This window comes from Enterococcus sp. DIV1639a, from assembly GCF_050530445.1.
GTDB lineage: Bacteria > Bacillota > Bacilli > Lactobacillales > Enterococcaceae > Enterococcus_B > Enterococcus_B hirae.
In genome coordinates this window covers 914161-940467 of record NZ_CP172886.1, presented here as the reverse complement: position 1 = coordinate 940467, position 26307 = coordinate 914161, and the positions used below count along the sequence as shown (strand labels likewise).

Genomic DNA, 26307 nt, shown 5'->3' with positions numbered 1-26307 from the left:
AATGGCTATTAATAGAAATGAATAATAATTAACACTTTTGAATAAACAATAAATTATGATTGGACGGTAGTCTGCTGGTCCTCTCTAATTGACACCTTAGGTAACATCAGAAAAATTTCGTTTTAAACCCGTAGACTAAACACTAGAACGATCATTCTGCCACAATGAATGTTGTCTCATGATCCCTCTAAAAATCAACAAAAAAAGGATAAGACCTAGGTCTTATCCTTTTTTGATGATCAGCGAAGCCAATTAGATTGCTGTTGTTTCGCCACGGTATACAATACCACGACGTGAGTCTACAGTTACTAACTCGCCATCAGTGATTGTTGAAGTTGCATCTTGTGCACCAACGATTACAGGAATGTCTTGTGCAATTCCTACAACTGCTGCGTGTGAAGTCAATCCGCCTTCTTCAACGATAACTGCTGCTGCTTTTTCAATTGCAGGCATATATTCTTTATCAGTTGTTGGAACAACTAAAACCATGCCGTCTTTTGCTTTTTTGATTGCTTCTTCAGCTGATGAAGCAACAACTGCATTTGCAACGACTGATTTTTGACCAACGCCTTGAGCTTCTAATAATTTTGAACCAATCATTTGAATTTTCATTACGTTAGTTGTTCCACGTTCACCAACTGGTACACCAGCAGTGATCAAGATCAAATCGCCTTCTGAAGCAAAGCCTAAGTCAACTGCTTTTTGAGCAGCTAATTCAAACATTTCGTCAGTTGTTGTTGGTTTTTCAGCAACTGTTGGGTAAACACCCCAGTTAAGCATCAAACCACGTTTTGTACGTTCGTCAAAAGTAACAGCCAAGATGTCAGCATCTGGACGGTATTTTGAGATCATTTTAGCTGTATAACCAGATTCAGTTGCAGCTACGATTGTTTTAACGCCTAAGTTTTTAGCAGCGCGTGCTACAGATAGACCGATTGTTTCAGTCACATCAGTTTTATCAAATTCGTTTAATTGGAAAGTACCTAATTCTGATAATGCATTTTCAGCTTGTTGGTCAATACGAGCCATTGTTGCAACAGCTTCTACAGGGTAGTCACCGTTTGCTGATTCTCCTGATAACATTGTTGCATCAGTTCCGTCAAATACGGCATTGGCAACGTCAGAAGCTTCTGCACGTGTTGGACGTGGGTTTTCTTGCATTGATTCCAACATTTGTGTTGCTGTGATTACTGGGATACCAGCTGCATTACATTTTTTGATAATACGTTTTTGAACCATTGGAACTAATTCGGCAGGAATTTCAACACCCATGTCACCACGAGCGATCATTACACCATCAGAAACTTTGATGATTTCGTCGATGTTGTCGATTCCTTCTTGTGATTCGATTTTAGGGAAGATTTGAACGTGTGTCATATCTTTTTCTTCTAAAATTTCACGAATATCTAAAACGTCTTGCGCTTTACGTACAAAACTTGCAGCGATAAAGTCGATATCGTTATCTAGACCAAAACGAATATCATCTGCATCTTTAGGAGTAATCCCTGGTAAGCTGATTGAAACGCCTGGTGCATTAACCCCTTTACGAGATCCTAGCATTCCAGCATTTTTCACTTCTACAACTAATTCACGAGTTGCTTCGTCTTTTTCAATGATTTCCATATCGATCAAGCCATCATCGAATAAAATGTGTCCACCTACATGAACGTCTTCAAATAGTCCAGGGTAAGTAACAGCGATTTTTTCTTTTGAACCTACATGTTCAGGATCCATTGAGATACGAGTTTTATCTCCTACTTCAAATTTGATGTATCCTGCACGACCAAAATCAGCTTCAGTTGTGCCTTGAACAGTTGTACGAATTTCAGCACCTTTTGTATCTAAAAGGATACCTACATCTTTACCTGTTTTTTTAACTGCTTCACGGACCATTGTCATACGTGATAATTGTTCTTCATGATCACCATGTGAAAAGTTAAAGCGGAAGACATTTGCCCCAGATTCAATCAATTTAGAAATAGTTTCTACTGAATTACTTGCTGGTCCTAATGTACTAACGATTTTGGTTTTTTTCATTTTACAAAACTCTCCCATTCAATTTTGTTTATTTAAAGCTGGTTAAAGCCTAAATACAAAGATAACAAGCTATACCTATTTTTAACTATAGCTTAAATTTAAAATAACAGGCTTTCAATCTTAGAATGAAAGTGAGTTATTTAAGTCATAAAGTGATAAGTCTGGTTTGTGTTTGTTGCTTTCTAGTGTTTCGATGATATCTGCAGCGACCATTTCATTGTCGCGGATACCCACACATAGACCACCTTTACCTGCACGAAGCAAGTCAACAGCATAAGCACCAAATTTGCTTGCTAACACACGGTCACGTGCGCTAGGTGAGCCACCACGTACTACGTGTCCTAAAATGGATACACGTGTATGGTAATCACCATATTCAGAAAGTTTTTCGGCAAATTCATTTCCGCCCATTACGCCTTCTGCTAAGATGATCAAGCAATGTTTTTTACCACGATCGCGGCCTTCTTGGATTTTTTTAGCCACAGATGCCATATCAAAATCATGTTCAGGAATGATAATTTCATCTGCGCCACCGGCAACACCTGACCATAATGCGATATCGCCAGCGTTACGTCCCATTACTTCAATAACAAACGTACGAACGTGTGAAGTTGCTGTATCACGAATGCGGTCGATTGATTCTAAAACTGTGTTGATTGCTGTATCAAAACCGATTGTGAAATCAGTTCCTGGAATATCGTTGTCAATTGTTCCTGGAACACCAACAGCTGGAAATCCACGTCTTGTCAATGCCATTGCTCCATGGTAAGAGCCATCTCCACCGATAACAACTAAACCTTCGATACCGAATTTTTTCAATTGTTCGATCCCTTTTAATTGACCTTCTTCAGTCGCAAATTCAGGGTAACGTGCAGAGTACAAGAATGTCCCACCACGTTGGATTTTATCACCCACATCTGCAACATCTAGACGACGAATATCTCCTGCAACTAATCCAGCAAATCCATAGTTGATTCCATATACTTCGAGCCCTTCATAAATCCCTTTACGAACAACGGCACGAATAGCAGCATTCATTCCAGGTGCGTCTCCGCCACTGGTCAAAATTCCAATGCGTTTCATAATAATCATTCACCTCATTAAAATACTTTATCCTAAGCAATGCTTAGGTTAATAACCTTCTTTGCGTTAACCACGACTAACATTCTAACATTATTTTTAGCAATTGTCTTGATTTACTGATAAAAAAATGAAAAAAAATGAAAGCAAATAGTATATTTTACCGTAAGTTATTTGAAAACAACATTTTCTGGTTGGAGCAAGTAAGCTAATTGACTCTTCAAGCTCTTACTTCCATCGACCCAATAAGCTTCTGCCAGCACTACTTTCCGTTGATTCTTTTCATGGTACATCACGACTGGAATGTACCCAGAATGTTTCTGAAAAATAGTTTGCAATTGTTTCATCGTTTGCGGATCATCAAATTCTTCTTTGATTCGTAAGTAGCAAGTCTGATCTTGATATTGTTCTTCTAATTCTACAGGATCAGCAAAATTTTCGCCAATCAATTGCAACTCTTGGTTGTATTTACTCGTTTCTGTTCGTCCTTGAACAAAGATCACTTTATTCAACTCAAACAATGAACGAAATTGTCGATAGGATTTGGGGAATACAGTGATCGTGATTTCTCCACTGATATCTGTTCCTTCAACAAAAGCCATCAACTCCCCTTTTTTAGTTCTGATTTCACGGATATTTTTAATCATCACTAATACACTGACTGTTTGTTTCGGAATAACTTCAGTAATTAACCGGATTTTTTTAGCTAATTTCAAGCGTTCATAGCCTTCTGTTGGGTGCCCTGAAAGATAAACGCCTAAATATTCCTCTTCTAATTGCAGCTTTTCTTCTAAAGAATAGTCAGCCACTTCTTCTTCTTTTAAAGCCATGATCCCTAGGAGATCTAAGCTTCCACCACTATAAATAATGTTTTGTATTTTTCCTTCTAAATCGAGCATCAATTGTTTTCGATTCGGTGCCAATTCATCAAATACGCCCACCGCTACTAATGACTGGATCAACTCTAATTTTAGCCAGCGTTTATCTAAACGAATCAAGAATTGATCCACTGATTGATAAGCGCCATTTTCTTTTCGATCTTTTAAGATATCCTCAATGAAGTCTTTTCGGACACCTTTGATCGCAGTTAGACCAAAACGAATCTCTTCTGGATTAATCAGCTCAAAGCCATAATAGCTCTGATTAATGGAAGGTGCTGCTAGTTTTAATTTTTTCTTTCTTGCCTCAGCGATGTATTCTTTTAATTTGGTCGTATTGTGTCGAACCGAATTTAGTAAACTAACAAAAAATGCGCCTGGATGGTGGGCTTTGAGGTACGCCATTTGAAACCCAACAAATGAATAAGCAAACGCATGCGAGCGATTGAAACCATAATTGGCAAAACGTTCGATATAGTCATAGACTTCGACCGCTTTTTCTTTCGAATAGCCCTGACTTACTGCCCCACTGACAAAGTGTTCCCGCTCTTTGTCAATCACTTCTTTTTTCTTTTTACTGATTGCTCGACGCAAAATATCCGATTGGCCCAAAGAAAAACCAGCCATCTTTGCAGCGATTTGCATAATCTGTTCCTGATACACGATGACACCATATGTGTTTTTTAAAATAGGCATTAAGGAATCATCAGGATAATGGATCGTTTCTTTTCCTTTTTTGCGGGAAATAAACGTATCGATATTTTGCATTGGTCCTGGACGATATAACGCATTGACCGCCGCAATATCTTCAATTGTTTCTGGTCCTAATCGGCGTAAAACATTGCGAATACCTGCCGATTCAAATTGGAAAACCCCTGTAGTGTCTCCTTGTTGAAAGAGAAAAAGTGTCTTAGGATCATTTAAAGGAATTTGTTTCAATCGAATTTCTTTCTTTTCTACTTTTTTAATAGCTTTCAATGCGTAATCAATGATCGAAAGATTTCGCAATCCTAAAAAATCCATTTTGAGTAGTCCGATTGCTTCCACGTCATTCATCGTATATTGAGTTAAAAATGCTTCATCTGATCCTTTTTGTAATGGAACCAGATCTAATAGATTCTTATCACTGATCACAACACCCGCTGCGTGAGTCGAGACATGTCGAGGCAATCCTTCTAAAATCGAAGCTGTTTTAAATAGTAATTGATTTTTTTCACTTAACTGAACTAACTCCACTAAGGGTTTCGATGTCCGATATGCTTCGGGTAAGGTAATTTTCAACTGATTAGGGATCGCCTTTGACCATCGATTGGCTTCGCTTTGTGATAAACCAAAGACACGAGCCACGTCCCTTAACACCATCTTAGCCGCCATCGTCCCAAACGTTGCAATTTGCGCCATATGGTATTGTCCATATTTTTCTCTGACATAATTCAAGACTTCTTCTCTACGATTATCAGGGATATCCAAATCGATATCTGGCATCGTATAACGTTCTGGGTTTAAGAAACGCTCAAAAAGCAAATCATATTGCAACGGATCGACATCGGTGATCTCCAAGATATATGCAACTAATGAACCAGCCGCTGATCCTCGTCCAGCGCCAGTCACGATTTTTTCTCGATGAGCAAACGCCATGACGTCCCACACGATCAAGAAATAATCATCAAAGCCCATTTGATGGATAATCGACAACTCATATGCTAGACGCTCTTGATATTCAGGAGTGATTTCTTCGACTCGCTCTGCTAATTTTGCGTGGCACAATTCATCAAGGTACTGACCAGCACTTTTCTGATCTGGTACTGGGTAATGAGGCAGCAGCTTTTGATGAAATTGAAATTCAAAGGAAACCGATTGAACTAAACGTTGCGCACCCTCTAGCGCATCAACCAACTGTGCTTCATTAAACCGTTGGATCATTTCATTTTCAGCAAGTAAAAAACCTGTTTTAGTTTCTATCTTTTGTTGGTTGATTGCTTCCATAGAAAGTTGGCTCCCAGCTCGAAGATGTTTCATCGTCTCAAGCGCAAACAGTTCTTCTTGTCTTAAGCTGGCAATAGGTTGTAATGCACATAAGGAATAATTGTTTTCTGCTAGGAACGTTACCCAACCACTTGGTAGTTCTGAGAAACTTTCAGTGATTCCAACATAAAAATCTTGTCGACCTACTTTTTCTTTGAGTGCTTGCCAATGGGCAGTAAAGGTCTCTGTTTGATTAAATTCAGCTACCACAGAACGTTGGGGAGGAACGACGAAAATCAAATGATCTGATTCTGTAAATTCTGATAATGCGAGACTTTCTTGAATCATTTTTTTACTCGACAGCTTCATCAATTGCTGGTAGCCAACGCCATCTTTCGCATATACCAATAAATCAAAAGCTTGGGACTCATAAGTATAAGTAAGGAGCATGCCGACAATTGGCTTTATTCCTTCTTTGATACATGTTTGATAAAACTCGGGTATCCCATACAGTACATCTTGATCAGTTATTCCTAGGACTGTATAACCTAGTGCTTTTGCCTTTTGGACATAATCTTGGATCCTGATCGTGCTTTGCAACAGCGAATAGGAGGTTTTTGTATATAATTGTGGGAAAAACATGGTCATTCCACCTTTTGTATAGTTAGACAATTAATCAATGCGTTCATTTATCTACTATGAGTATAGGATAAACGACAACGCATTTGTAATCATTCTCTTTGATTTGCATTTTTATTATTTTATCACATGGACTGGTTAAATCATAAAACTTGTTTTTTTACAACTAGCTTTCTTTACATTCAGCAAAATTCTGGTAAACTAAGCTTAGAAAAGAGGTGTTCTTTATGCGATATATCGTCACATTATTTTGGTCATTTGTCTTAGGTCAAGTCGTAGGTTACATTGGTGGGGCTCTTACAAGCGGTGGCTATGATTTTACTTTAACAACGATTATTTCATTGGTTGCAGGCGTTGTTGTCATTTTACTTGGTGCATTGGCAACTCCTAGAAAAGAAGCCTCATCACATTCATAAAAGCCAAATGAGGGTGGGACGCAGTCTCATCCTTTTTATGTATTTTGATAAAATCATTTCGCTTTCCATTAACTTTTTGGAGTGGAAAAGTTAAGCCTGGGACAAAAGATCGTCCCGGGCTCTTTATCATGCGCAAAAATGAATAATTGTTGTTCCTTGAAATAAGCCTGAATTTCTCAAAACATGAGCGGTTATTTCAACAAATTCTTCCCTAGTGTCATCGGAACTGCGAGGTTTTAAAGACAGCGACACACGATCTTTTCATCATCTGATCAGAAGCGTTGCCGAAGAACTTTTCTGAAGTTAAATAAAGATAATAGGATATTAGATAAAACAAAGAGGCTTGTAGCAATGAACACTGCGCGATAGTTAAAGGCATGCGCAACCGTCGAGCCCACCATCGGTCCAAAGACTTGTCCAAAATTACTACACATTTGATTGTAACTATAGATTCGACTCACTCCTTCTGGCGGCGTGATCTTACTGATGAGTGTATTGATGGATGGCATTAACGCTCCCGTCGAAAAACCAAGAATAAACCGTAAGATCCCCAACTGTAAAGGGGTCGCTACAATAGCCATGGGCAAGTAGCAACAAAAAGATAAGGTTAGCCCTGCAAGCAGTACTTTTTGGTTCCCTATTTTATCCCCTAATTTCCCTAGTTTAGGAGATGAAAAAACTGCAGACACACCTGAAACCGAAACGATTAACCCACTAACAAATAAAATATTTCCTGAATTCCCGCTTAGCTCACGAATATATAAGGTCAAAATAGGACTGATAGTTGTGATACCAATTTGAAGAATCAAAGTGGTCACAAATAATCCGATCAGAATGGATAAATGATCCATTTTGGCAAAGATTTCTTTTGTACTGATCATATCATTTTTTTCTACTGGTTGAAAATCTTCTTTTACCAAGAAAATGGTTAAAAGTGTTGTTACAAGTAATAATACCCCAGTAATCAAGAAAACATTCCCCATACCAAACCACTGTGCCAGCGCACCTCCCATAGATGGCCCAATCAAACTGCCGGCAATCGCTCCAGTCGATAAAGTTCCTAATGCCCAACCACTTTTTTCTTTTGGCGCTTGTGAAGCAATCATCGCAGTCGCGTTAGGAATATAACCTGATAAAATGCCATTTAAAAAACGCATGACCAGTAACCAATACGCATTGGGAACAAAGGCCAACGATCCCATCGTTACCGTCATCCCTGCGGCAGCTCGGATCATCATGAGCTTTCGTCCTTTACGATCTGCCAAATTCCCCCATATTGGCGCTACGATAGCTGAAGCAAAGGCAGTAACAGATATCGCTAGACCGGAAAACAACTCAACTTGATCACTTGGTGTACCCAATTGTTCTACATATACAGGAATAAATGGCATAACTAAACTAAAACTAGCCCCTGTAAAAAAGCAGCCGATCCAAGCCACGAATAAATTTTTCTTCCATTGTATCTTCATTGATCATCCTCATTTCTTTATGTTTCTTTGCAAAAAATTTCTTTTTGAAACAGCATAAATTATGTATTGTTACTATATAGACGAAAGGTTTTGTTCCGAGCAGTACTATCTTCTACTTATTTACTATCTTAACAGTGAAAATCTTATGTTACAAAAAAACACTCTTAACAACTATATAAAATCGTTAAGAGTGCAAATACTACTTTTTTCGAATCATTCAAATGGTGATGGCAAAAAGCGTTTTTTCTTATTAAATTTGTGCTACTTTTTATTGTAAACTTACTCATGTTGCTGTTTCCTGACTTTTTAGCTGGTTCTTTAAGAAAATAGTTCAGCTACCAGTTGGGCTGGTTTACATCGTTGCTAAAATAATAAAGTTAAGGATAAACAAGACCACAACGATCCATAATGGAATTGAAATTTCTTTGAATTTCCCTTTGATTACTTTGACGATCGTGTAAAAAATGAAGCCGACAGCAATCCCATAAGAGATGCTATAACATAATCCCATAAAGATTGAAGCAAAGAATGCTGGTAGTGCTTCTTCCAGGTCAAGCCAATTGATATCTGTGAATGAAGCCATCATCATCACACCAACTAAAATCAATGCAGGTGCAGTTGCTTGAGTTGGAACGATAGAAATCAATGGTGAAAAGAAACTACTTAATGCAAATAAGACTGCAACCACTACTGAGGTCAAACCTGTTCGTCCACCAGCACCGATACCTGCAGCAGATTCTACATAAGTCGTCGTATTTGATGTTCCAAAGATTGCTCCTACAGATGTCGCAATGGCATCGGCAAAGAGCGCTTTATCCATTTTTGTCTTGAAACCTTTGCCATCTTCTAATGCTTCTTCATCTTCTTTTGAGAAGATCCCCGTACGGCGACCTGTTCCAATGAACGTCCCAATCGTATCAAATGTATCCGATAAACTAAACGCAATGATTGTCATGATTACTTGTGGAATCTTTGAAGAATCACTAAATAATGATTGCATCCCCTCTGGTCCAAAAGCAGCACCAAAAGTCGTGCCTAATTCTTTGAATGAACTTCCTAATGAATTAGCTTGCCAATCAATCGTACTTAAATCAACGACCCCCATCATAATCCCTAAGATAGTGGTTGCCACGATCCCGATCAACATCGCACCACGAACATTTTTTACCACCAGGATCGCTGTTAAAATCAAACCGATCACAGCTAATAAAATCGGTGCATTATTGAAGTTGGCTAAAGCTGGAACGATCCCACCATTGATTGTGACATTCGTTGCCTTGCCTCCGTCAACCACCGAACTAGTGATTGCTGCCTGATCAGCTGAAAAAGAGAGAAATCCTGCATTTTTGATCCCAACATAAGCGACAAAGATCCCGATCCCGCCTCCAATCGCATGTTGTAGACTTTCAGGAATGGAATGAATGATCAATTTTCGTATTTTGGTCACAGTAATAAAAATGTTGACCATCCCACAAATAAAGACCATCGCTAAAGCTTGTTGCCAAGAATAACCTAATCCAAAAACTACTGTAAAAGTAAAAAAGGCATTTAATCCCATTCCAGGTGCTTGCGCATACGGTACATTTGCAAACAACCCCATTACCAAAGTACCAATGATCGAAGCGATGATTGTTGCTAAGAACACTGCCTGAAAAGGCATCCCTGATGCTGACAAAATGGTTGGATTTACAAATAAGATATAACTCATTGCAAAGAATGTCGTAACCCCAGCCATGATTTCTGTTGGTACATTTGTCTTATTTTTCTTTAATTGGAAAAACTTTTCCATAAAAAATTTCCACTCCCTGAATTTTTTTGACGTAAAATCAAATAATAAAATAAAATAAGTCAACTATTCCGTTTACGTCGAACAATTATTGATTATAATTATAATTCGTTCGCTTTTCAATAAAATCATTAAAAAAAGCAATAAAAAAATGCTTAATGTTCGTGTTTTTCCTTATAAATGGTTATTGAACAAAATGTATCCGTTCTCTTTAATTTAAAAAAGACTTCTTTTTCCCTTACATTTGCACCTTGTTAAAAAAAATATATGTGCTAGACTGAAACACATACTAGCATTGAAAGGAATGACATTTTTGAATAGAAAGCTCATTGCCATTGATTTAGACGGAACAACTTTAAATCCGGATTCAATCATTACTTCAAAAACTGAAGAAACATTAAAAAAAGCGATTAACGCTGGTCACCATGTCAGTATTGCTACTGGGCGCCCCTTCCGAATGAGTTATCATTATTATCAGCAATTAGGATTGTCTACACCGATGGTCAACTTTAACGGTGCTTTAGTACATATCCCTAATCAATATTGGGCTCATGAAAAAGAAACATCGATCGATAAACGCATCGTATTCGAGATTTTAGCTCAAAAACGCCAATTGAATTTAGATTTCATTGCTGCAGAAAATCGTGAAACTTATTTTATTGACAGCTTTGATTTTTTTGATGAAAAAATTTTTGCTGCATCAAATCCTAGCCCTCAAAATTTATTATCGCCTAAAAATCTGACAACTGATCCAACCTCTTTACTGGTTCGAACAGAAAAATGCTATGCTGAACAAGTTTCAGCTGAATTAACCCGTCAATTCGGTCATTTTGTTGATGTTCGTACTTGGGGAGGACCAATGGCCATTTTAGAAATCGTTTCTAAAGGAATTGAAAAAGCCAAAGGCGTTCATCGCATTGCCAATTACCTTGATATCGATCAAAAAGATGTCATTGCTTTTGGTGACGAACATAACGATTTGGAACTATTAGAATATGCTGGCTGGGGAGTTGCAATGAAAAATGGTACCGATCAATTAAAAGGCGTTGCTAACGATGTCACTGAACACACCAACCAAGAAGATGGCCTAGCTACGTATTTAGAAGACTTATTAGCCCTTTAAAATCAAAAAAATACCGTTCCAGAGAAAACAAATTGTATTTCTCTGGAACGGTCTTTTTAGTTGTTGGTCTTTTTATTTTGCCATGAACATATCGTAGTAAGTGTCCATGATTTCTTTTGCAATGACTAGATTCATATGATCTTTTTCATCTAATAAGTTCGGTAGAACGACACTAATTGCAATTTGTGGGTTATCACTCGGACCATAGGCCACGATATTACTATTTACTGTGGTAATATCTGGATGACCTTCAGCTACAGTTTCGGCTGTACCAGTCTTAGCAGACAAATCCATTTTTGCACTAGCTAAAGGTTTAGCTGTCGTATACGCATCTGTTCCATGAACAACTTGATGGAATCCTTCACGAAGGATCGACATATCAGCTGGAGAAATATCAACGGTATCTTCGACTTTTGTTTCCAGCTCTTTTTTCACCGGACCAAGGTTCCCATTTTCATCATTTCCATAGATTCCCTTGACTAAACGAGGTTGGATTCTCTTACCACCATTGGCTACAGTTGAAGCATATTGCGCTAATTGGATCGGTGTATAGGTATCAAACTGACCAAAAGCTAAGTCAGTAAAGTTACCTGGTGTGTACCATTGAGCACCATTATCTGCATTAAATTTCTTCATAAAATCAACAGAACGAGAAATCCCTGGTGATTCATTTGGTAGATCAATCCCAGTTTTTGTTCCTAAACCAAACTGTTTGAACGCTTTACGTAATTCTTCATAGGCTTTTGACTCTTCATTTAGTGAAGGAAGTCCCATATTTGGTGTATATTCCAATCCCAGCATTTTCAACGCAACTTTGATCATATACGTATTCGATGATAGTTCAAGTGCTTTGACTGCATTGATTGCAATACGCCCGCTTCGATTAAAGACCGAACTCTTTTCAGAAGAGCCTTGTAATTTGATTGGCTCATCGACTAACACTTGGTTACCTGAGATCACATTCGTTTGCCAACCAGCAGTTAACGTACCTGCTTTGACTACTGACCCTGGAGTAAAGGCGCTAGTAATATTCCCCAAAGCATTTTCTGTCAACTCTTTGGACCCTTCTTGGTGGCTAAATCCTGTCATAGCCAATATCTCACCGGTTTGTGGATTCATCGCTACTGCATACGCCCCTGGCGAATAAGTTGCTTTTCCACTATCCACTAATTTTTGGTAGTTTGTCTTTAAGATATTTTCGACTTTGGCTTGGAAATCAGCGTTAAGAGACAACATGAGGTTGGACCCTTTTTCACCAGCAAAGATTTCTTTTTGATTCGTTACATTCCCATTACTATCGAGGGTTACTTCATATTGGGTTTTTGTTCCTTGTAAAACATCTTCATATTGCTTTTCAAGGTAACTTTGTCCCACACGATCATTACGAGAATAGCCTTTAGCTAAGTATTCATCTACTTCATCAGCTGGTAAACCTTGTTTTTCTGTTGTCACACTACCTAAAATACTTTTGATTGAGTCAGCAGCCGTGTATTGACGTGTCCAGTCGGTTCCTGTGGATACTCCAGGTAGTTCTGAAGCATGTTCGGAAACAACCGCTAATTCTTGATCAGTCACACCTGAATTTTTGATAAATACCGTGTTCAATTCATACGCACTATTCATGCGTTTAAAAATCGTCGCGATTTTTAATTGTTCTTCATTGAAGTTGATTTCACTATCAGTTACTTTGTCAACTAACGCTTTGTATTGATCGCTGGAATCAAGTTGTTTTTCCTTTGCTGTTAAGCGTTCCGTTGCTTCTTTCAAATGCTTAGGATCAGCTAACCAAAAGTCTTTTTTATCTCGTTCAGTTAAATTTTCATCAACTGGCACATTGATTAATTGATTTAGTCTTGTCGCTACTTTAAGCAGATCCTCTGCCGTCATTTTTGTTCCTCTGGTGAAAGTAATTGCTTGATTCGCTTGGTTCGTCACCAATGGTTTACCTGTCGAATCGTAAATCATCCCCCTCGGAGAACTGGTTTGGATCGTTAGTGTCGATGATGATTTCACTTTGGCTTCCATTGCTTCGCCATTAACGATTTGTAGATAACCTAATCGTGCAATCAATGCGACGAATAATGTAAATATGATGAAAAAAAGAAAATTCAACCGAAAAGGGACATGTGAACGTCGAAATGTTTTGTTTTTCGGCTCTTGTGTACCTTTTTTCAATTTATCCATCCATGAATTGTTTAATAGTTTTTTCATAAACTCTCTCATCATTCCTATCTTTTTCCTACTTACTGTTATGTTTCATTGTACCTAAATTTCTTGAAATAAAAAAGAAGAAACGAAAATCACTAATAAATTCTTTAACTTATTTCAAGTTGATATTCTTTTTTTGTTTCACAGGATAAAATCGTGTCAAGTTTTCAAACAATTCAAACCTTTAAAAAATAAAGTTTTTTATTTAATTTATCATTTTCTTATCGTGAAACACAACAAATGATATTTTTACTGTGGAAAACTTTTTATAATGCTCTTACCGTTTTGAACCAAAGTATCCTTTAATTACTTGTCTGGTTTCACGAACTTTTTCCTTCAACTGTTCATTCTTTGTCATATATAAATAAAAAATAATATCGATAGTAACAAACTGAGCCAGCAAAGAATTTGTAGCAGCGCTTCGATTGGTTATTTCCTTTGGACGTGAGGTTTGTACAACAACATCCGCCAACTTACTTAAAGGATTATTTCCAAATTGCGTTAAAGCAATTACCTCAATGCCTAAATCTTTTGCGATTTCTCCAACTGCTACGACATCCGCGCTACTACCAGAATTGGAGACTAACCATAATACTTTTTTGGTTTCATTGCTTACTAATTGAGGAAGTAAAACATGGATATCTTTTTCAAAAATAATGGGTTTGCCTACTCTAGACCATTTTTGCAAAATGTCTTCCACCACTAAAGATGAAGCGCCCACGCCATATAAAAAGACTGTTTCAGCACTTTCCAGGGTCTCAACCACTTCTTGAATTTTTTCTTCATTTAAAATGTCCACCGTTTCTTTGATTGCCACTTGCGCATTATTTCCCAAAATGTGTTTGATCGAATAAAATGATTCGTTTGGGTGAATATCACTGAAGCCTTCAACGATACCGGTTTGTAACTCGGTCGAAATATTTATTTTGAAGTCAGTCAAACTTTGAAACCCAATTTTTTTGGAAAATCGGACAACTGTGGGCGCACTTAACCCAGCAGCTTCTGCTAACTCGTTCGCAGTCATCGTGGGAATTTTTTCTACATTTTTGATGATATAATCAGCGAGCTTTTTTTCAGTTGAAGAATACTCCTCCATCATGCTCTCAATACGGCTAATAACGCTCATTTGTCTCACTTCCTTTTTCTCTTCCAGTCTAGCTAAGTATACCATATCCCACTAATAAGATCGTGACGTCTGACAAGAAATTTTGTCATCATCTGTAAATAAATGTTGGAGAAAAAGTATGAAGCTAAAAAATAATTGATGAGGTTCGGCTACAGCAATAGAGCCCAAGGCAAGCCTTGGACTCTTAGATAAAAGATTAATTTTTCAAGAAGAATGGACGATTGCAGCTCCTGGTTATCCTATCATTCATATGATTGTTGCACCCTTTATCATGAAAATTTTGTCGTCTCACGTTGAATACTCTTGATAGAAGTCACGAGTATTTAACTCCAATTTATAAATGATGTCATGACAGAACTTTTAGAGTTGGTGTTCCGCATGTGCTGCTCCTAATTGATTCCTAGAAGTTGAGAAGTTCATAGCATGTTGGATTTTCTCACTTATTTGTGCTAGTCTTTCTTCCTTAGTATTCTCGAATGGTTGTATTGATCGACTGAAAAGTTGTTCTGGCATATTATTTCTATTTGACGATCTTGCTAATATTTGTTCCATTGTTAACAACACTTGTTTTTCTTCATATTTTTCTTGCTGTATTTTTTCTACTACTATTTTGTTTAGGTCTTGATTCCTCATTTTTTGGCTATTGGAATATAACAGTCGGTTGAAAAACTGCTTAAACAAATTTTTTCTGAGACCAAGTTTAGTCTGCTCTTCATTTCTTTGTTTCATTTTGATTTTCGTTATAGGTAAAATATTCTCCATTTCATTCTTAGCACGAGGAGCTATTTCGATTTGATTCGTAAAATTACTTTTATGAGGAATCAAAGTTGTTTTGAACGCACGAATTTTTGTTGCCATTCTTTTCCGATCGTTTCTTATGTAACTGATCATTTTTGTTCTGAAAGAGCGGTCAAGCTTATGGATTTCCTGGTAAGTATTATTTAGTACTTTCTCAAGCGTAGAAAAATCTCGCCTAATCAATTCCAACATTCGTTTAGCGGGACCAACGGACTTCGAATTTTTTTGATTCGTGGATTTATGTTGACTCCTTTGTTTAATCGCATGTTCAATTTTTACGATTAAATTTACTGCTAAGTTCTTTTTTTTACGATTGGCTTGTTTTGACTGCATTTCGTTTGTTTGCTCGCTTAACTCATTTTGAGCTACGTTATTTCCTTTTTTATTTAGCCTTTTATTTGTAAAAAAAGTTCCCATTTTCAGCCCTCCTTTTTTCCTTTTCAACCTAATAATAGCATAAGATGAAAGGCTTGCTTATTCATCTTTTCGTAATTTCAGAAAAAAAGATTCTCATTATCGCTTTGTTGTTTCAAATTGCACGATTTAGCTTTAACTCTTAAAAAGATATGGGAGAAGCGTAACAATTCACTTAGTAAAAAACCGATGGTATCAAAAATCGTTTTCGATTTTCGATACCATCGGTTTGATCTTACATTCTAGGGTAGTCAGGTCACTTTTTCGACTATTGAAATTAACCTTGTCTACTATAATTTTGGACTTCAGCAACCATCGCATCAACGAACATGTTGAGATCTTCTACTGAAGTTTCTTTGCTTCCATATCGGCGAATATTGACCGTTGCATCAGCTACTTCTTTATCACCAACGACTAGTTGATATGGTATTTTTTGTGTTTGTGATGCACGAATCTTATAACCCATTTTTTCATTGCGGTCATCTACTTCGACACGTAGACCTTTCATTTGTAGACGTTCCTTGATTTCATAAGCATAGTCACTATGCGCTTCAACTGAAACAGGAATGATTGTTGCTTGGATCGGTGCTAACCAAGTTGGGAAAGCTCCTTTGTAAACTTCAGTTAAATAAGCAACAAAACGTTCCATCGTTGAAACGATCCCACGGTGGATAACTACTGGACGATGTGTATTTTCGCCATCTTCACCAACATAAGTTAAATCAAAGCGTTCTGGAAGCAAGAAGTCTAATTGGATCGTTGATAATGTTTCTTCTGTTCCTAAAGCTGTTTTGACCTGAACATCCAATTTTGGACCATAGAAAGCAGCTTCTCCTTCTGCTTCGAAGTAATCCAATTCCAATTCATCCATTGCGGCTTTTAACATCACTTGCGCTTTTTCCCACATAGCATCATCATCAAAATATTTATCCGTGTTGTTCGGATCGCGATAGCTCAAACGGAAACGATAGTCTGTAATATTGAAGTCAGCGTAAACTGCGACCATCAATTCCAACGTACGTTTAAACTCATCTTTGATTTGATCAGGACGTACAAAGGTATGCCCATCGTTCAATGTCATTTCACGAACACGCTGTAAACCTGATAGCGCACCTGATTTTTCGTAACGGTGCATCATGCCTAGTTCAGCGATACGGATTGGTAATTCACGGTAGGAATGGATCGCATTTTTATAGACCATCATATGATGCGGGCAGTTCATCGGACGAAGAACTAACATTTCACCATCACCCATATCCATTGGTGGGAACATGTCTTCTTGGTAATGATCCCAGTGACCTGATGTTTTATACAATTCTACATCTCCCATGATTGGTGTGTAGACATGTTGGTAACCTAAGCTGATTTCTTTATCAACGATATAACGTTCAATTGTTCGACGAATCGTTGCACCTTTAGGTAACCAGAATGGTAAGCCTGAGCCAACTTGTGGTGATACCATAAATAGATCTAGTTCTTTTCCTAATTTACGGTGGTCTCTTTCTTTTGCTTCTTCACGTAGACGAATAAATTCTTTTAAGTCTTTTTTATCAAAGAATGCTGTCCCATAGACACGTTGCATCATTTGATTGTTTGAATTTCCACGCCAGTAAGCTCCAGCTACAGATAATAGTTTGAAGACTTGGATACGACCGGTTGATGGGACATGTGGTCCACGGCATAAATCAATAAATTCTCCTTGTTGATAAGCAGTGATTACTTCCTCATCTGGTAATTCACTGATCAATTCTACTTTATAAGGATCACTTGCAAAGATTTCCAGAGCTTCTTCTTTAGAAAGAACTTTACGTTCGATCGGTAAGTTTTCTTTCACGATTTTCATCATTTCTGCTTCGATTGCTGGAAGATCTTCGGCACTGATTTGGTTTTCACCGTTGTCTGTGTCATAGTAAAATCCTGAATCGATTGCTGGTCCGACACCGAAAAGGATATTTGGGTACAAGCGTCTCATAGCTTGTGCCATCAAGTGTGCGGTTGAGTGACGTACCAATGCTAATGCATCTTCGTGGTCAGGTGTAACGATCTCGATTGATGCATCTTCTTCGATGCCACGATTCAAGTCAATCAATTGACCGTTCACTTTACCGGCTAATGCTTTTTTAGCTAAACTTTTAGAAATATCTGCAGCAATCTCAGCAGTCGTGATTCCCGCATCAAACTCTTTCACTGCGCCATCTGGAAAAGTAATTTTTATCATTAAAATAGCCTCCTTTGATTTTTTGATTGAATGAGTTGACACCAATAAAAAAGTCCCAGCACCTCATAAAAGAGATACTAGGACGAAAGATTCGTGGTTCCACCTAATTTCGAACGTTTACACGTTCCTTGAGCGTTATAACGGTACGACCGCCTTTGTTTCAACAAAGGTTTCGAAAGTGGTCATCCTTTGGTTTTCTTCTGGAAAAGTTTCAGCCTAGCTTTTCCTCTCTTATCGAAGACTCTCAAATTCAGTTGTCTTTCTCATCAATCAACTATGTGTTTATTTAACCACTAATAAAAAGAAAAATCAAGTGTGGGTGTGACTTATTTTTTCCATTCACCATTTACACCATAAGTGCCTTTTTTCATTTCATTGATAATCACATGGATATGTTCTTTTGGTGCTTGGGTATTTTTATGAACAGCTTCTGTAATATCTTTCATCATATTTTCTAATTGTTCTGGACTACGTCCTTCAACTAGTTCTACGTGTACAAATGGCATTGTCTCGTCTCCTTTTAATGATTGCTATCTTAAATGTAAGTGGTCTTTTCAAACCTTCTTCTATGCTATGATCATACCGCAAAAAAAGCAAAGAGAAAAGGTCTTTTCTGATGTTACGTGTGGGATCGCTCATTTTTAGCCCGCAACGCACTTAAAATCGAAACAGTGTCTACCACTTCTTGGAGAACCGCTCCAAACAAAGCGGGGATTACACCCGTACTAGCAACCAGCATTAAAAAAACACAAATAAAAATACCGATTAAAACAGATTGTTTCGCTACTTTCATCGTATCTCTGGAAATCGTTATAGCAGTAGCAACTTTTGTCAAATCATCTTTTAGTATCACCGCATCAGCACTTTCACTAGCTGCCGTTGACCCGTGTGCGCCCATGGCTATTCCAACATCTGCGATCGTCAAAGCTGGAGCATCGTTGACCCCATCGCCCACCATCGTTACGGGACGTTCACTTTCGGGAATACTCTCAAGGATATTCAATTTGTCCTGCGGCAAACAACGAGCATGAACAGCCGTGAGCCCAACCTCCTTTGCAATTGATTCAGCGATAGCCGGTCCATCCCCTGTGATCATCATCAAATCCGCTACACCCATTGTTTTCAATTGTTCAATCGTTGCTTGTGCTTCTGGACGCAGCACGTCTGAAAATAAGATCGTACCCGAAAAATGGTCATCAATTGCAACATAGATAGCTGTTTTAGTAGATTGGCTTTCTTTGGCACCGACAAATGAAGCTCTGCCAACTTTAACGAAATGTCCATCTACTCTAGCTTGTATTCCTTGCCCCGTGATCTCTTTTAATTCATTCACTGGCAATAATTTTTCGCTATCGACTTCATGGACTAGTGATCGGGCTAATATATGACTTGATTCTTGTTCGGCACTTGCCGCATAGACCAAGAGCATTTCTGATGTTACACCAGCTTCTGGATGAATACTTGCTACTTCGAGGACCCCTTTAGTGATGGTACCCGTTTTATCAAATGCAACTGTCTTGGTTCGTGCTAATTTTTCCACAGCAGTTCCTGTTTTGATGACGATTCCGTTTTTACTTGAACGACTCATTCCAGCCACTAAAGCAATCGGTGCAGCTAAAATCAAAGGACAAGGTGAAGCAACAACGAGAACTTCTGCGAAACGAACAGGATTCTTCGTGACCCACCAAGAAATACCTCCGATCAAATAAGCGATCAATGTAAAAGGCACCGCATAACGATCCGCTAAGCGTACAAAATGAGCTGGTTTTTCTTTTGATTCTTCGACCAATTTAATAATTTGTTGGTATTGACTATCAGCTGCTCTTCTTTCAACGATCATTTGAACGGAACCGTCCCCATTGACTGAGCCAGACATCAGTTCATCGCCTGCTTTTTTTAATACAAGTTTGGCTTCACCCGTTAATGAAGACTCATCAAATTGCGACTCACCTTTTACTACTTTTCCGTCAACGGGCACTAATTCTCCTGGTTTCACCACTAATAAATCATTAATCTCAACAGCTTCTACTGGAATATCTTTCAATTGGTCATTCATCAATTGATGCGCTGTGCGTGGTGTATTGTCCAATAACGTTTGCAATTCTCGACTAGCTTTTTTATTGGCATAGTCTTCCAAACTGTCTCCGCCAGTCAACATGATCAGGATCATCAAACTGGCCCAGTACTCTCCTACCACTAATGTCGCAACAATCGCTGTGATAGCAAGAATGTCCACACCATATTTACCTGAACGTAATGTTTTAATCATCTCAATAAACATAAAGAAAGCCAAAATGCCACCCGTGATCGCGATAATCAGAAATGCAAGTGTGGGTCGTTTAAAAATAAATTCGCAAATAAGTGCCGTCATTCCAATCAAAACGGTGATTGAAAATTTTTTAAAATGTGTCATATTGTTCACTCCCTACAATTTTAGGATACTGACTTAGAACTAGAATGAAAACTATTTACACTTAACTGAAAACAACTCTCACTCTCATTGATTTTCTTCTTTCACTTTCTTTCGAACAAATAGTCAAAGATACCTTTTTCTCACTTTTTGTGCTATACTTTTAATTCGTTATTTACGGCGGAAGGAGTAATATACGCAATGAATGAAAGACAACTAGAACAACAACACGTGGATGAAACCATTCAGTTGATCCAGCTTGAGCAAAAGCTATTAAACACTAAACAACAATCTCTTACCCAAGAGATGCAAGATTCTACGAAAGACACCGCCAGCCATAAAATCAGAGGTGGGTCTAATGAATCCTTTTATGAATCAGCTGTCGAATACCGCCAACATGAGCAAGAATTGCTTTTAAAATACCATACGCTTGAATCGCAGCAAAAAAGGCTCCAAACGTTAACAGTTATGGAAGACAACCCTTACTTTGCCCGAATCGATTTTAAAGAAGAAACAGATGCAGAGACACTTTATCTAGGAATCGCTTCTTTAAGAGATCTCTCTGAAGAAACAATCGTAATCGACTGGCGTGCCCCAATTGCTAACCTTTATTACGAAGGGGAAATTGGACCAGCCTTCTATGAAACAGATACTGAAAAAATCAATGTTGAATTACTGCTGAAACGTCAGTTTAAAATCTTAGATGGAAAAATTATTTCGATGGTGGATACTTCTGAAGTGATCAACGATGATTTCTTACTAGAGATCCTAGACGATGCCTCAAGTGCGCATATGAAAAATATCGTCTCTACGATCCAAAAAGCCCAAAATGCCATTATTCGTGATACAACAAGTCAAGTGATGTTGATCGAAGGAATCGCTGGTAGTGGAAAAACATCCGCTTTATTACAACGGATCGCCTTTTTACTTTATCACAATCGAAAATGGTTAGATGCCGAGAACGTTTTACTTTTTTCTCCCAATCATCTTTTCTCTGACTATATTTCGACTGTTTTGCCTTCTTTAGGTGAAAGTGGTGTACCTACGCAAACCTTCAAGTCTTATTTGGAACAGTTATTACCTGAATTTTCATTGTTAGAAGAAGAGCAACAAGAAGTTGGTTTTTTATCTGGAGACAAGGACCCGATCCAAACCTTCAAAAGCGGTCTTCAACTAATCCATCAGATTGATCGTTATATCGATCATATTACTGGTTTTGGTCCCTTGTTTAGAGATATGAAAATTAACGGTCGGACGATTTTAGCAAAAGAATCGATCCGCAAATGGTATCAAGAAACCAATGAACTCTTACCGTTACATCAACGTCTCTCCTTGTTGCAAACAAAATTATTAAAAAAATTGGGTGGACTCCAAAAAGATGAAATGCGTCAAAAATGGGTCAAAGAATTAGCAGAAGAACAATTGCAAGACTTATATGCGAATGATCCGAACCTTGAGTATACGGAGCAAAAAGAACAGTCTTTACGGAAAAAACTAGCGAATCAAATCGTGAAGAAAAGATTCCGTCGAATCTACCGCGGAATCAATCAGTTTCAATTTGTCAATTTGACCAAACAATACCTTCACTTTTTACAAACCGTACCTCAGGCGCTGTTGGCTAAAAATGACATTAGCGCAACGAGGTGGAACGATCATTCAGCCTTATTAAAAGAGAAGCTTCGTCAACGAGAACTACGACAAGAAGATGCAGTATTATTCTTCTTGCTGATGCGTCGCATCCATCCAGTGTCTGTGATGCAAAAAGCTCGCTATATCTTTATCGATGAAATGCAAGATTTCGCTCCCGCTCAGGTAGCTCTTTTACAAGCGATCTATCCAAAAGCTAATCTCACTTTTTGTGGCGATCTAAATCAAAATGTTTTCGGCAATGAAACGATTACTGGCTCTTTGGATCAACTATTTAAAGACCAAGAAATCACACACTTCCAGTTAACGACCAGCTATCGTTCAACAAAAGAGATCACGGATTTTGCGAATCATTTTCTTACTGAGGAAAATCAAGTAGAAACGACGGCTCGCAAAGGTACGCTTCCTTCTATCGTGAAAGGTTCCTCCTTAGAAGAACGATTAAATTGGTTAAAAACTACGCTTGAAACGACTCAAGAAAATACCCGTTACTGGCGTACCGCAATCATTGGTAAAACACAGACTGAGTGTGAACAACTCTATGAACAGTTGCCCGAATACTTAAAAGATCGTGTCCAATTGATTTCTGATGAAACAGATTTTATGAAACGACAAATCGTCCTACTACCAGCATTCTTGGCAAAAGGGCTCGAGTTTGATCGCGTTTTCTTATGGGGAATCGATGATACAAACTTTGCCACTAACCAAGATCAATTAGTTCTTTACACCATGTGTACAAGAGCCATGCACGAACTCGTTTTAGTTACTTCTGAATCTGAAAGTCCTTTGATTGAATCCATGGACCCAGCATTATATACCACTATCAATATATAAAAATAAAGGGTTGTGACAAAATTTTTGTCACAGCCCTTTATTCTTAATAAACGGTGTTAAAGAAGTAGCTTCAAGAATAAGAAGCTAACCACTTAGTCACAACCTCGCCTTTTAAACAAATGATTCAGTATCTGGATACTTTAATTTAACTAATGAAATAATCATTCGCAATTCTTCTATATTTTCAGGATACTCAGGATCAAAGACTTTACTATGACGCCCAATCCCCCCGTTATCTATCAGCCGATAAATTCGATTCCAATCAATAAACTGTTCGATTGATCGGAAGTTACTGATCGGATAGCCTCCACTATCAAGGATTTCTGATAAACGAAAAGCTAGATAAGCACTATCGATCACTTTTACTTTTTTAGAATCATATTTTTCATTTTTTTCAATTAAGATTTTTGTTGGTTGATGTTTTAAGCTCCATTCTAACAAACGAAAGAAAGCTTCCATACGATAATTTTCTTCAAATAATCGAAAGGTTGAATCTGAACGTCTAAAAAGTAAAGGGATTAAATAATTTCTTTTGTAAATCAACATGGGGACGCGATCAACCATACATTCCAGATAGCGATTAAGGTAACCAGTACCTACGTAATTTCCTAAACGATAACCTTCTACACCATAATGGGCATATTTTTTTGCTAATTTTGAACAGTCTGTGATATTCACAGCTAACTCTTCGATCTTTTGGTAACCGCTTAAAATACGTTCAAAAGGCTCTAAACTAATTTTTGCTTCCATAAAATTTCCCCGCCTACATCCACATTCCTATGTATCATTTTTCCAATAATACGTCTATATCAATAATAACACAGGACGAAACAGAATAAAAAATAAAACATACGAAAAAAAGATAAAATCATTGATTCGTCATAAACTACTGTTTTTTCAGAACGAATGATCTTCTTTTAAGCGTAAAAAAATAGTCTGAGAGACGAATCGTCCCAGACTATTAGCAGGTGTAAAAACGAAAAACGGATAAATCGCAAGTCGAAAGCTATCCGATGCTTTCACAACCTTCATTCGTTTTTATCGTTTAGTCTTCCAATGCTACATTATGGAAAACATGTTGAACATCTTCCAACTCTTCCAACGCATCAATCATTTTTTCAAATGTTTCTTGGTCTTCTGGTGAAAGTGTCACTTCATTTTGAGGAATCATTTGGATCTCAGCAATTGAAAAATCAGTGATTCCTTTTTCTTTCAATGCTTCTTGGATACTATGGAAATCAGCAACTTCACCATAAACGATGATTTGTCCATCTTCTTCCATGACATCACGTACATCAATCTCTTTATCCATCAAATATTCAAGGATCTCATCTGCATCTTCGCCGGCAAAACCAAAAATCGCTGTATTGTCGAACATGTAAGAAACAGCTCCAGAAACACCCATATTTCCGCCGTTTTTACCAAAAGCAGCACGTACATCAGCAGCTGTACGGTTCACGTTGTTTGTTAAGGTATCAACGATGACCATTGAGCCATTTGGTCCGAATCCCTCATAACGTAATTCAGAATAAGTTTCATCTCCTGCACCTTTTGCTTTTTCAATTGCACGGTCAATAATATGTTTAGGTACATTATAAGTTTTCGCGCGTTCAATGACGAAACGTAGTTTTTGGTTAGCGTGTGGGTCTGGATCACCTGATTTTGCTGCTGCATAGATTTCAATCCCGAATTTTGCATAAACTCGGCTATTATTTGCATCTTTTGCGGTTTTTTTCGCTACGATGTTTGCCCATTTACGTCCCATATTCTCACTTCGCTTTCTAATTTTGATCGTTCATTTCTGATAGTGGTTAAGCACAAAAACGTCCTGTTCCATTATACTTGTGAATCTGGATTCTGTGAAGTATTTTTTCTAAATCTAGTCATTTTTTAGGGAGGTGTTTCCTTTTATGATCGATTATAGTCGTCTTTTGGAATAGCTACTCAACAAGCTAGACAAAGAATTTTTTACAAAGCGACATGTTCAAAATATTGAACTAAACTTTCATTCAGATTAGTCATTTCACTTTGTTCCCACCAACCAGGTTTATTTCGAAACATAAGGTCTTCTTCCAAAATTTTGTTCAGGTATCGCCCCACCGAGTTGATAGATTTGATCACTCCGAACCAAAAGGTGTGCCAATTCTGCTTCTTTTTTGCCGATTTTTGAGATTAAGGGTATCTCTTTCTTTTCTTTTAAAAACTGTTGTCCTGCCTTGGTGAATCCTAAAATATTCAAGTAACATTTGGCTTGTTGGTCATGGATTTCCTCATGATGGATGTTCAATAATACGTAACAAGCTAAACGTTGGATTCTCGTCCAAGTATATCTTTTCGTCTTGACTAAAGTGACAAATTCCTCGAAAGAAGTGGCTTTCTTCGCAGCCGATTGCATTCTCACTTCAAGTCCTTCCGTCATCTGATAGATAGTTTTCAAATTGGCTAGCTCCGTAGAAAGCAAACGATAACGTAACAAGGGCCAGTAATTCGCCCATGTTTGTTGCGAACCTGCTTCGATCATCGCTGCGGTGGCAGCAGGTATAAAATCCGTTACGGAGCGTTGTTCACTGAGCGCTTTGCGAATAGCGGTCGCACTTGCGATGGAGGAACTGCTCCATTCTTCATCGTGATAACCAGCACTTTTTCTGGTAATCGGTACTAATTTCATTGGCTGGGCATACTGGGCATTTTCTTTCGCATAGCTTAACCCTAAAATGTGATTAGGAGAAGAAAAATCGAGAGCGATTTCTGGATAAAGTGTGTTGAACACTGCTGTCATCTTCTGCGGATAGCTCATTCCTTGATCAGATAAACGTTGAAATTCACGGTCAATCCTTAATTGGTTTTGCTGTACAAATTTCCCAAAAGCTTCGTAATTAAATGTCGACTCTTCTTCTGTACCAAAACAAAGATGTGTACAGCCGAGCATCTGTAATAATCGCACAGCTCCTTTGGCAAAGTAATCTGCTGATTGCACAGACCATTCTATCGGTAGTTCAATGACCAAATCCACTCCGTTTTGGAGGGCAGCAGTTGCTCTGGACCATTTGTCGATAATTGCAGGCTCACCACGCTGTAAAAAATTTCCACTCATCACTGCTATCACGATATCTGCGCCCGTTTGTTCACGAGCCATTTCCGCATGGTAGCGATGCCCATTATGGAAAGGATTATACTCAACAATAATGCCACAAATTTTCATCACATTCCCTCCGTTTCTTAATAGGAATAAAACAAACAGTTCATTCTTTCGGTCAAT

17 protein-coding genes are annotated in these 26307 nt (G+C 38.0%); 3 read left to right on the top strand and 14 right to left on the bottom strand.

The window, feature by feature from the left end; all coding sequences use genetic code 11:
• Window positions 1-252: 252 nt before the first annotated feature.
• The 3 genes from pyk to dnaE all read right to left on the bottom strand — a co-directional run bounded on the left by pyk (window position 253) and on the right by dnaE (window position 6602).
• Window positions 253-2037 carry a pyruvate kinase gene (pyk, locus tag IGJ32_RS04280; RefSeq protein ID WP_010719640.1) on the bottom strand — a complete coding sequence of 595 codons (1785 nt, stop codon included), beginning with the start codon at window positions 2035-2037 and terminating at the stop codon, window positions 253-255.
• A gap of 120 nt (window positions 2038-2157) precedes the next feature.
• Window positions 2158-3120 carry a 6-phosphofructokinase gene (gene pfkA / locus IGJ32_RS04275; RefSeq protein WP_010719641.1) on the bottom strand — a complete coding sequence of 321 codons (963 nt, stop codon included), beginning with the start codon at window positions 3118-3120 and terminating at the stop codon, window positions 2158-2160.
• Between the two features lie 167 nt (window positions 3121-3287).
• Window positions 3288-6602, bottom strand: a complete 3315-nt coding sequence (dnaE, locus tag IGJ32_RS04270) for a DNA polymerase III subunit alpha (protein WP_181914883.1) — start codon at window positions 6600-6602, stop codon at window positions 3288-3290.
• A 224-nt stretch (window positions 6603-6826) separates the two neighbouring features.
• On the opposite strand from dnaE, the gene IGJ32_RS04265 reads away from it, so the two are divergent.
• Complete coding sequence (locus IGJ32_RS04265; RefSeq protein ID WP_010719643.1) at window positions 6827-7015, top strand: YjzD family protein; 189 nt, start codon at window positions 6827-6829, stop codon at window positions 7013-7015.
• Between the two features lie 272 nt (window positions 7016-7287).
• Here the strand turns inward: IGJ32_RS04265 and IGJ32_RS04260 are convergent, their stop codons facing one another.
• Window positions 7288-8484 carry a multidrug efflux MFS transporter gene (locus tag IGJ32_RS04260; RefSeq protein WP_342082137.1) on the bottom strand — a complete coding sequence of 399 codons (1197 nt, stop codon included), beginning with the start codon at window positions 8482-8484 and terminating at the stop codon, window positions 7288-7290.
• 352 nt (window positions 8485-8836) lie between these two features.
• On the bottom strand, window positions 8837-10273 hold the full coding sequence (locus IGJ32_RS04255; RefSeq protein ID WP_034700533.1) for an NCS2 family permease: 1437 nt from the start codon (window positions 10271-10273) through the stop codon (window positions 8837-8839).
• 310 nt (window positions 10274-10583) lie between these two features.
• On the opposite strand from IGJ32_RS04255, the gene IGJ32_RS04250 reads away from it, so the two are divergent.
• Window positions 10584-11393 (top strand): Cof-type HAD-IIB family hydrolase, encoded by an 810-nt coding sequence (locus IGJ32_RS04250; protein ID WP_301554821.1) that lies wholly within the window; start codon window positions 10584-10586, stop codon window positions 11391-11393.
• A gap of 72 nt (window positions 11394-11465) precedes the next feature.
• On the opposite strand, the gene IGJ32_RS04245 is transcribed toward IGJ32_RS04250, so the two are convergent.
• The 6 genes from IGJ32_RS04245 to IGJ32_RS04220 form a co-directional block, all read right to left on the bottom strand.
• Window positions 11466-13619, bottom strand: a complete 2154-nt coding sequence (locus IGJ32_RS04245) for a peptidoglycan D,D-transpeptidase FtsI family protein (RefSeq protein WP_207428678.1) — start codon at window positions 13617-13619, stop codon at window positions 11466-11468.
• Window positions 13620-13878: 259 nt separating this feature from the next.
• Window positions 13879-14727, bottom strand: a complete 849-nt coding sequence (locus IGJ32_RS04240) for a MurR/RpiR family transcriptional regulator (protein WP_010719648.1) — start codon at window positions 14725-14727, stop codon at window positions 13879-13881.
• 360 nt (window positions 14728-15087) lie between these two features.
• Entirely contained in the window at window positions 15088-15942 is an 855-nt protein-coding gene (locus IGJ32_RS04235; protein WP_342082138.1) for a hypothetical protein, read from the bottom strand.
• A 274-nt stretch (window positions 15943-16216) separates the two neighbouring features.
• Entirely contained in the window at window positions 16217-18157 is a 1941-nt protein-coding gene (thrS, locus tag IGJ32_RS04230) for a threonine--tRNA ligase (RefSeq protein WP_342082139.1), read from the bottom strand.
• A gap of 326 nt (window positions 18158-18483) precedes the next feature.
• Window positions 18484-18663: a 2-hydroxymuconate tautomerase gene (locus IGJ32_RS04225; RefSeq protein ID WP_002287649.1), complete on the bottom strand. Its 180-nt coding sequence runs from the start codon at window positions 18661-18663 to the stop codon at window positions 18484-18486.
• A 113-nt stretch (window positions 18664-18776) separates the two neighbouring features.
• Entirely contained in the window at window positions 18777-20570 is a 1794-nt protein-coding gene (locus tag IGJ32_RS04220; RefSeq protein WP_181914880.1) for a heavy metal translocating P-type ATPase, read from the bottom strand.
• A gap of 198 nt (window positions 20571-20768) precedes the next feature.
• Here IGJ32_RS04220 and helD point away from each other — a divergent pair, with 198 nt between their 5' ends.
• Complete coding sequence (gene helD / locus IGJ32_RS04215) at window positions 20769-23048, top strand: RNA polymerase recycling motor HelD (protein WP_342082140.1); 2280 nt, start codon at window positions 20769-20771, stop codon at window positions 23046-23048.
• A gap of 111 nt (window positions 23049-23159) precedes the next feature.
• Here the strand turns inward: helD and IGJ32_RS04210 are convergent, their stop codons facing one another.
• The 3 genes from IGJ32_RS04210 to IGJ32_RS04200 all read right to left on the bottom strand — a co-directional run bounded on the left by IGJ32_RS04210 (window position 23160) and on the right by IGJ32_RS04200 (window position 26250).
• Window positions 23160-23798, bottom strand: coding sequence for a hypothetical protein (locus IGJ32_RS04210; protein WP_010719653.1), 639 nt, complete (start codon window positions 23796-23798; stop codon window positions 23160-23162).
• 295 nt (window positions 23799-24093) lie between these two features.
• A complete protein-coding gene (locus tag IGJ32_RS04205; RefSeq protein ID WP_063626840.1) occupies window positions 24094-24813 on the bottom strand; it encodes a YebC/PmpR family DNA-binding transcriptional regulator in 720 nt (239 codons plus the stop codon).
• A gap of 282 nt (window positions 24814-25095) precedes the next feature.
• A complete protein-coding gene (locus tag IGJ32_RS04200) occupies window positions 25096-26250 on the bottom strand; it encodes a nucleotidyltransferase (RefSeq protein ID WP_342082141.1) in 1155 nt (384 codons plus the stop codon).
• Window positions 26251-26307: the final 57 nt, after the last annotated feature.

Excerpts from the sequence above, each read along its gene's own strand:
- IGJ32_RS04260 (WP_342082137.1), bottom strand. The coding sequence starts at position 8,484 with ATGAAGATACAATGGAAGAAAAATTTATTCGTGGCTTGGATCGGCTGC.
- pfkA (WP_010719641.1), bottom strand. The coding sequence starts at position 3,120 with ATGAAACGCATTGGAATTTTGACCAGTGGCGGAGACGCACCTGGAATG.
- thrS (WP_342082139.1), bottom strand. The coding sequence starts at position 18,157 with ATGATAAAAATTACTTTTCCAGATGGCGCAGTGAAAGAGTTTGATGCG.
- IGJ32_RS04200 (WP_342082141.1), bottom strand. The coding sequence starts at position 26,250 with ATGAAAATTTGTGGCATTATTGTTGAGTATAATCCTTTCCATAATGGG.
- IGJ32_RS04220 (WP_181914880.1), bottom strand. The coding sequence starts at position 20,570 with ATGACACATTTTAAAAAATTTTCAATCACCGTTTTGATTGGAATGACG.
- IGJ32_RS04240 (WP_010719648.1), bottom strand. The coding sequence starts at position 14,727 with ATGAGCGTTATTAGCCGTATTGAGAGCATGATGGAGGAGTATTCTTCA.
- IGJ32_RS04255 (WP_034700533.1), bottom strand. The coding sequence starts at position 10,273 with ATGGAAAAGTTTTTCCAATTAAAGAAAAATAAGACAAATGTACCAACA.
- IGJ32_RS04205 (WP_063626840.1), bottom strand. The coding sequence starts at position 24,813 with ATGGGACGTAAATGGGCAAACATCGTAGCGAAAAAAACCGCAAAAGAT.
- IGJ32_RS04245 (WP_207428678.1), bottom strand. The coding sequence starts at position 13,619 with ATGATGAGAGAGTTTATGAAAAAACTATTAAACAATTCATGGATGGAT.
- IGJ32_RS04235 (WP_342082138.1), bottom strand. The coding sequence starts at position 15,942 with ATGGGAACTTTTTTTACAAATAAAAGGCTAAATAAAAAAGGAAATAAC.
- pyk (WP_010719640.1), bottom strand. The coding sequence starts at position 2,037 with ATGAAAAAAACCAAAATCGTTAGTACATTAGGACCAGCAAGTAATTCA.
- IGJ32_RS04210 (WP_010719653.1), bottom strand. The coding sequence starts at position 23,798 with ATGGAAGCAAAAATTAGTTTAGAGCCTTTTGAACGTATTTTAAGCGGT.
- dnaE (WP_181914883.1), bottom strand. The coding sequence starts at position 6,602 with ATGTTTTTCCCACAATTATATACAAAAACCTCCTATTCGCTGTTGCAA.
- IGJ32_RS04265 (WP_010719643.1), top strand. The coding sequence starts at position 6,827 with ATGCGATATATCGTCACATTATTTTGGTCATTTGTCTTAGGTCAAGTC.
- helD (WP_342082140.1), top strand. The coding sequence starts at position 20,769 with ATGAATGAAAGACAACTAGAACAACAACACGTGGATGAAACCATTCAG.
- IGJ32_RS04225 (WP_002287649.1), bottom strand. The coding sequence starts at position 18,663 with ATGCCATTTGTACACGTAGAACTAGTTGAAGGACGTAGTCCAGAACAA.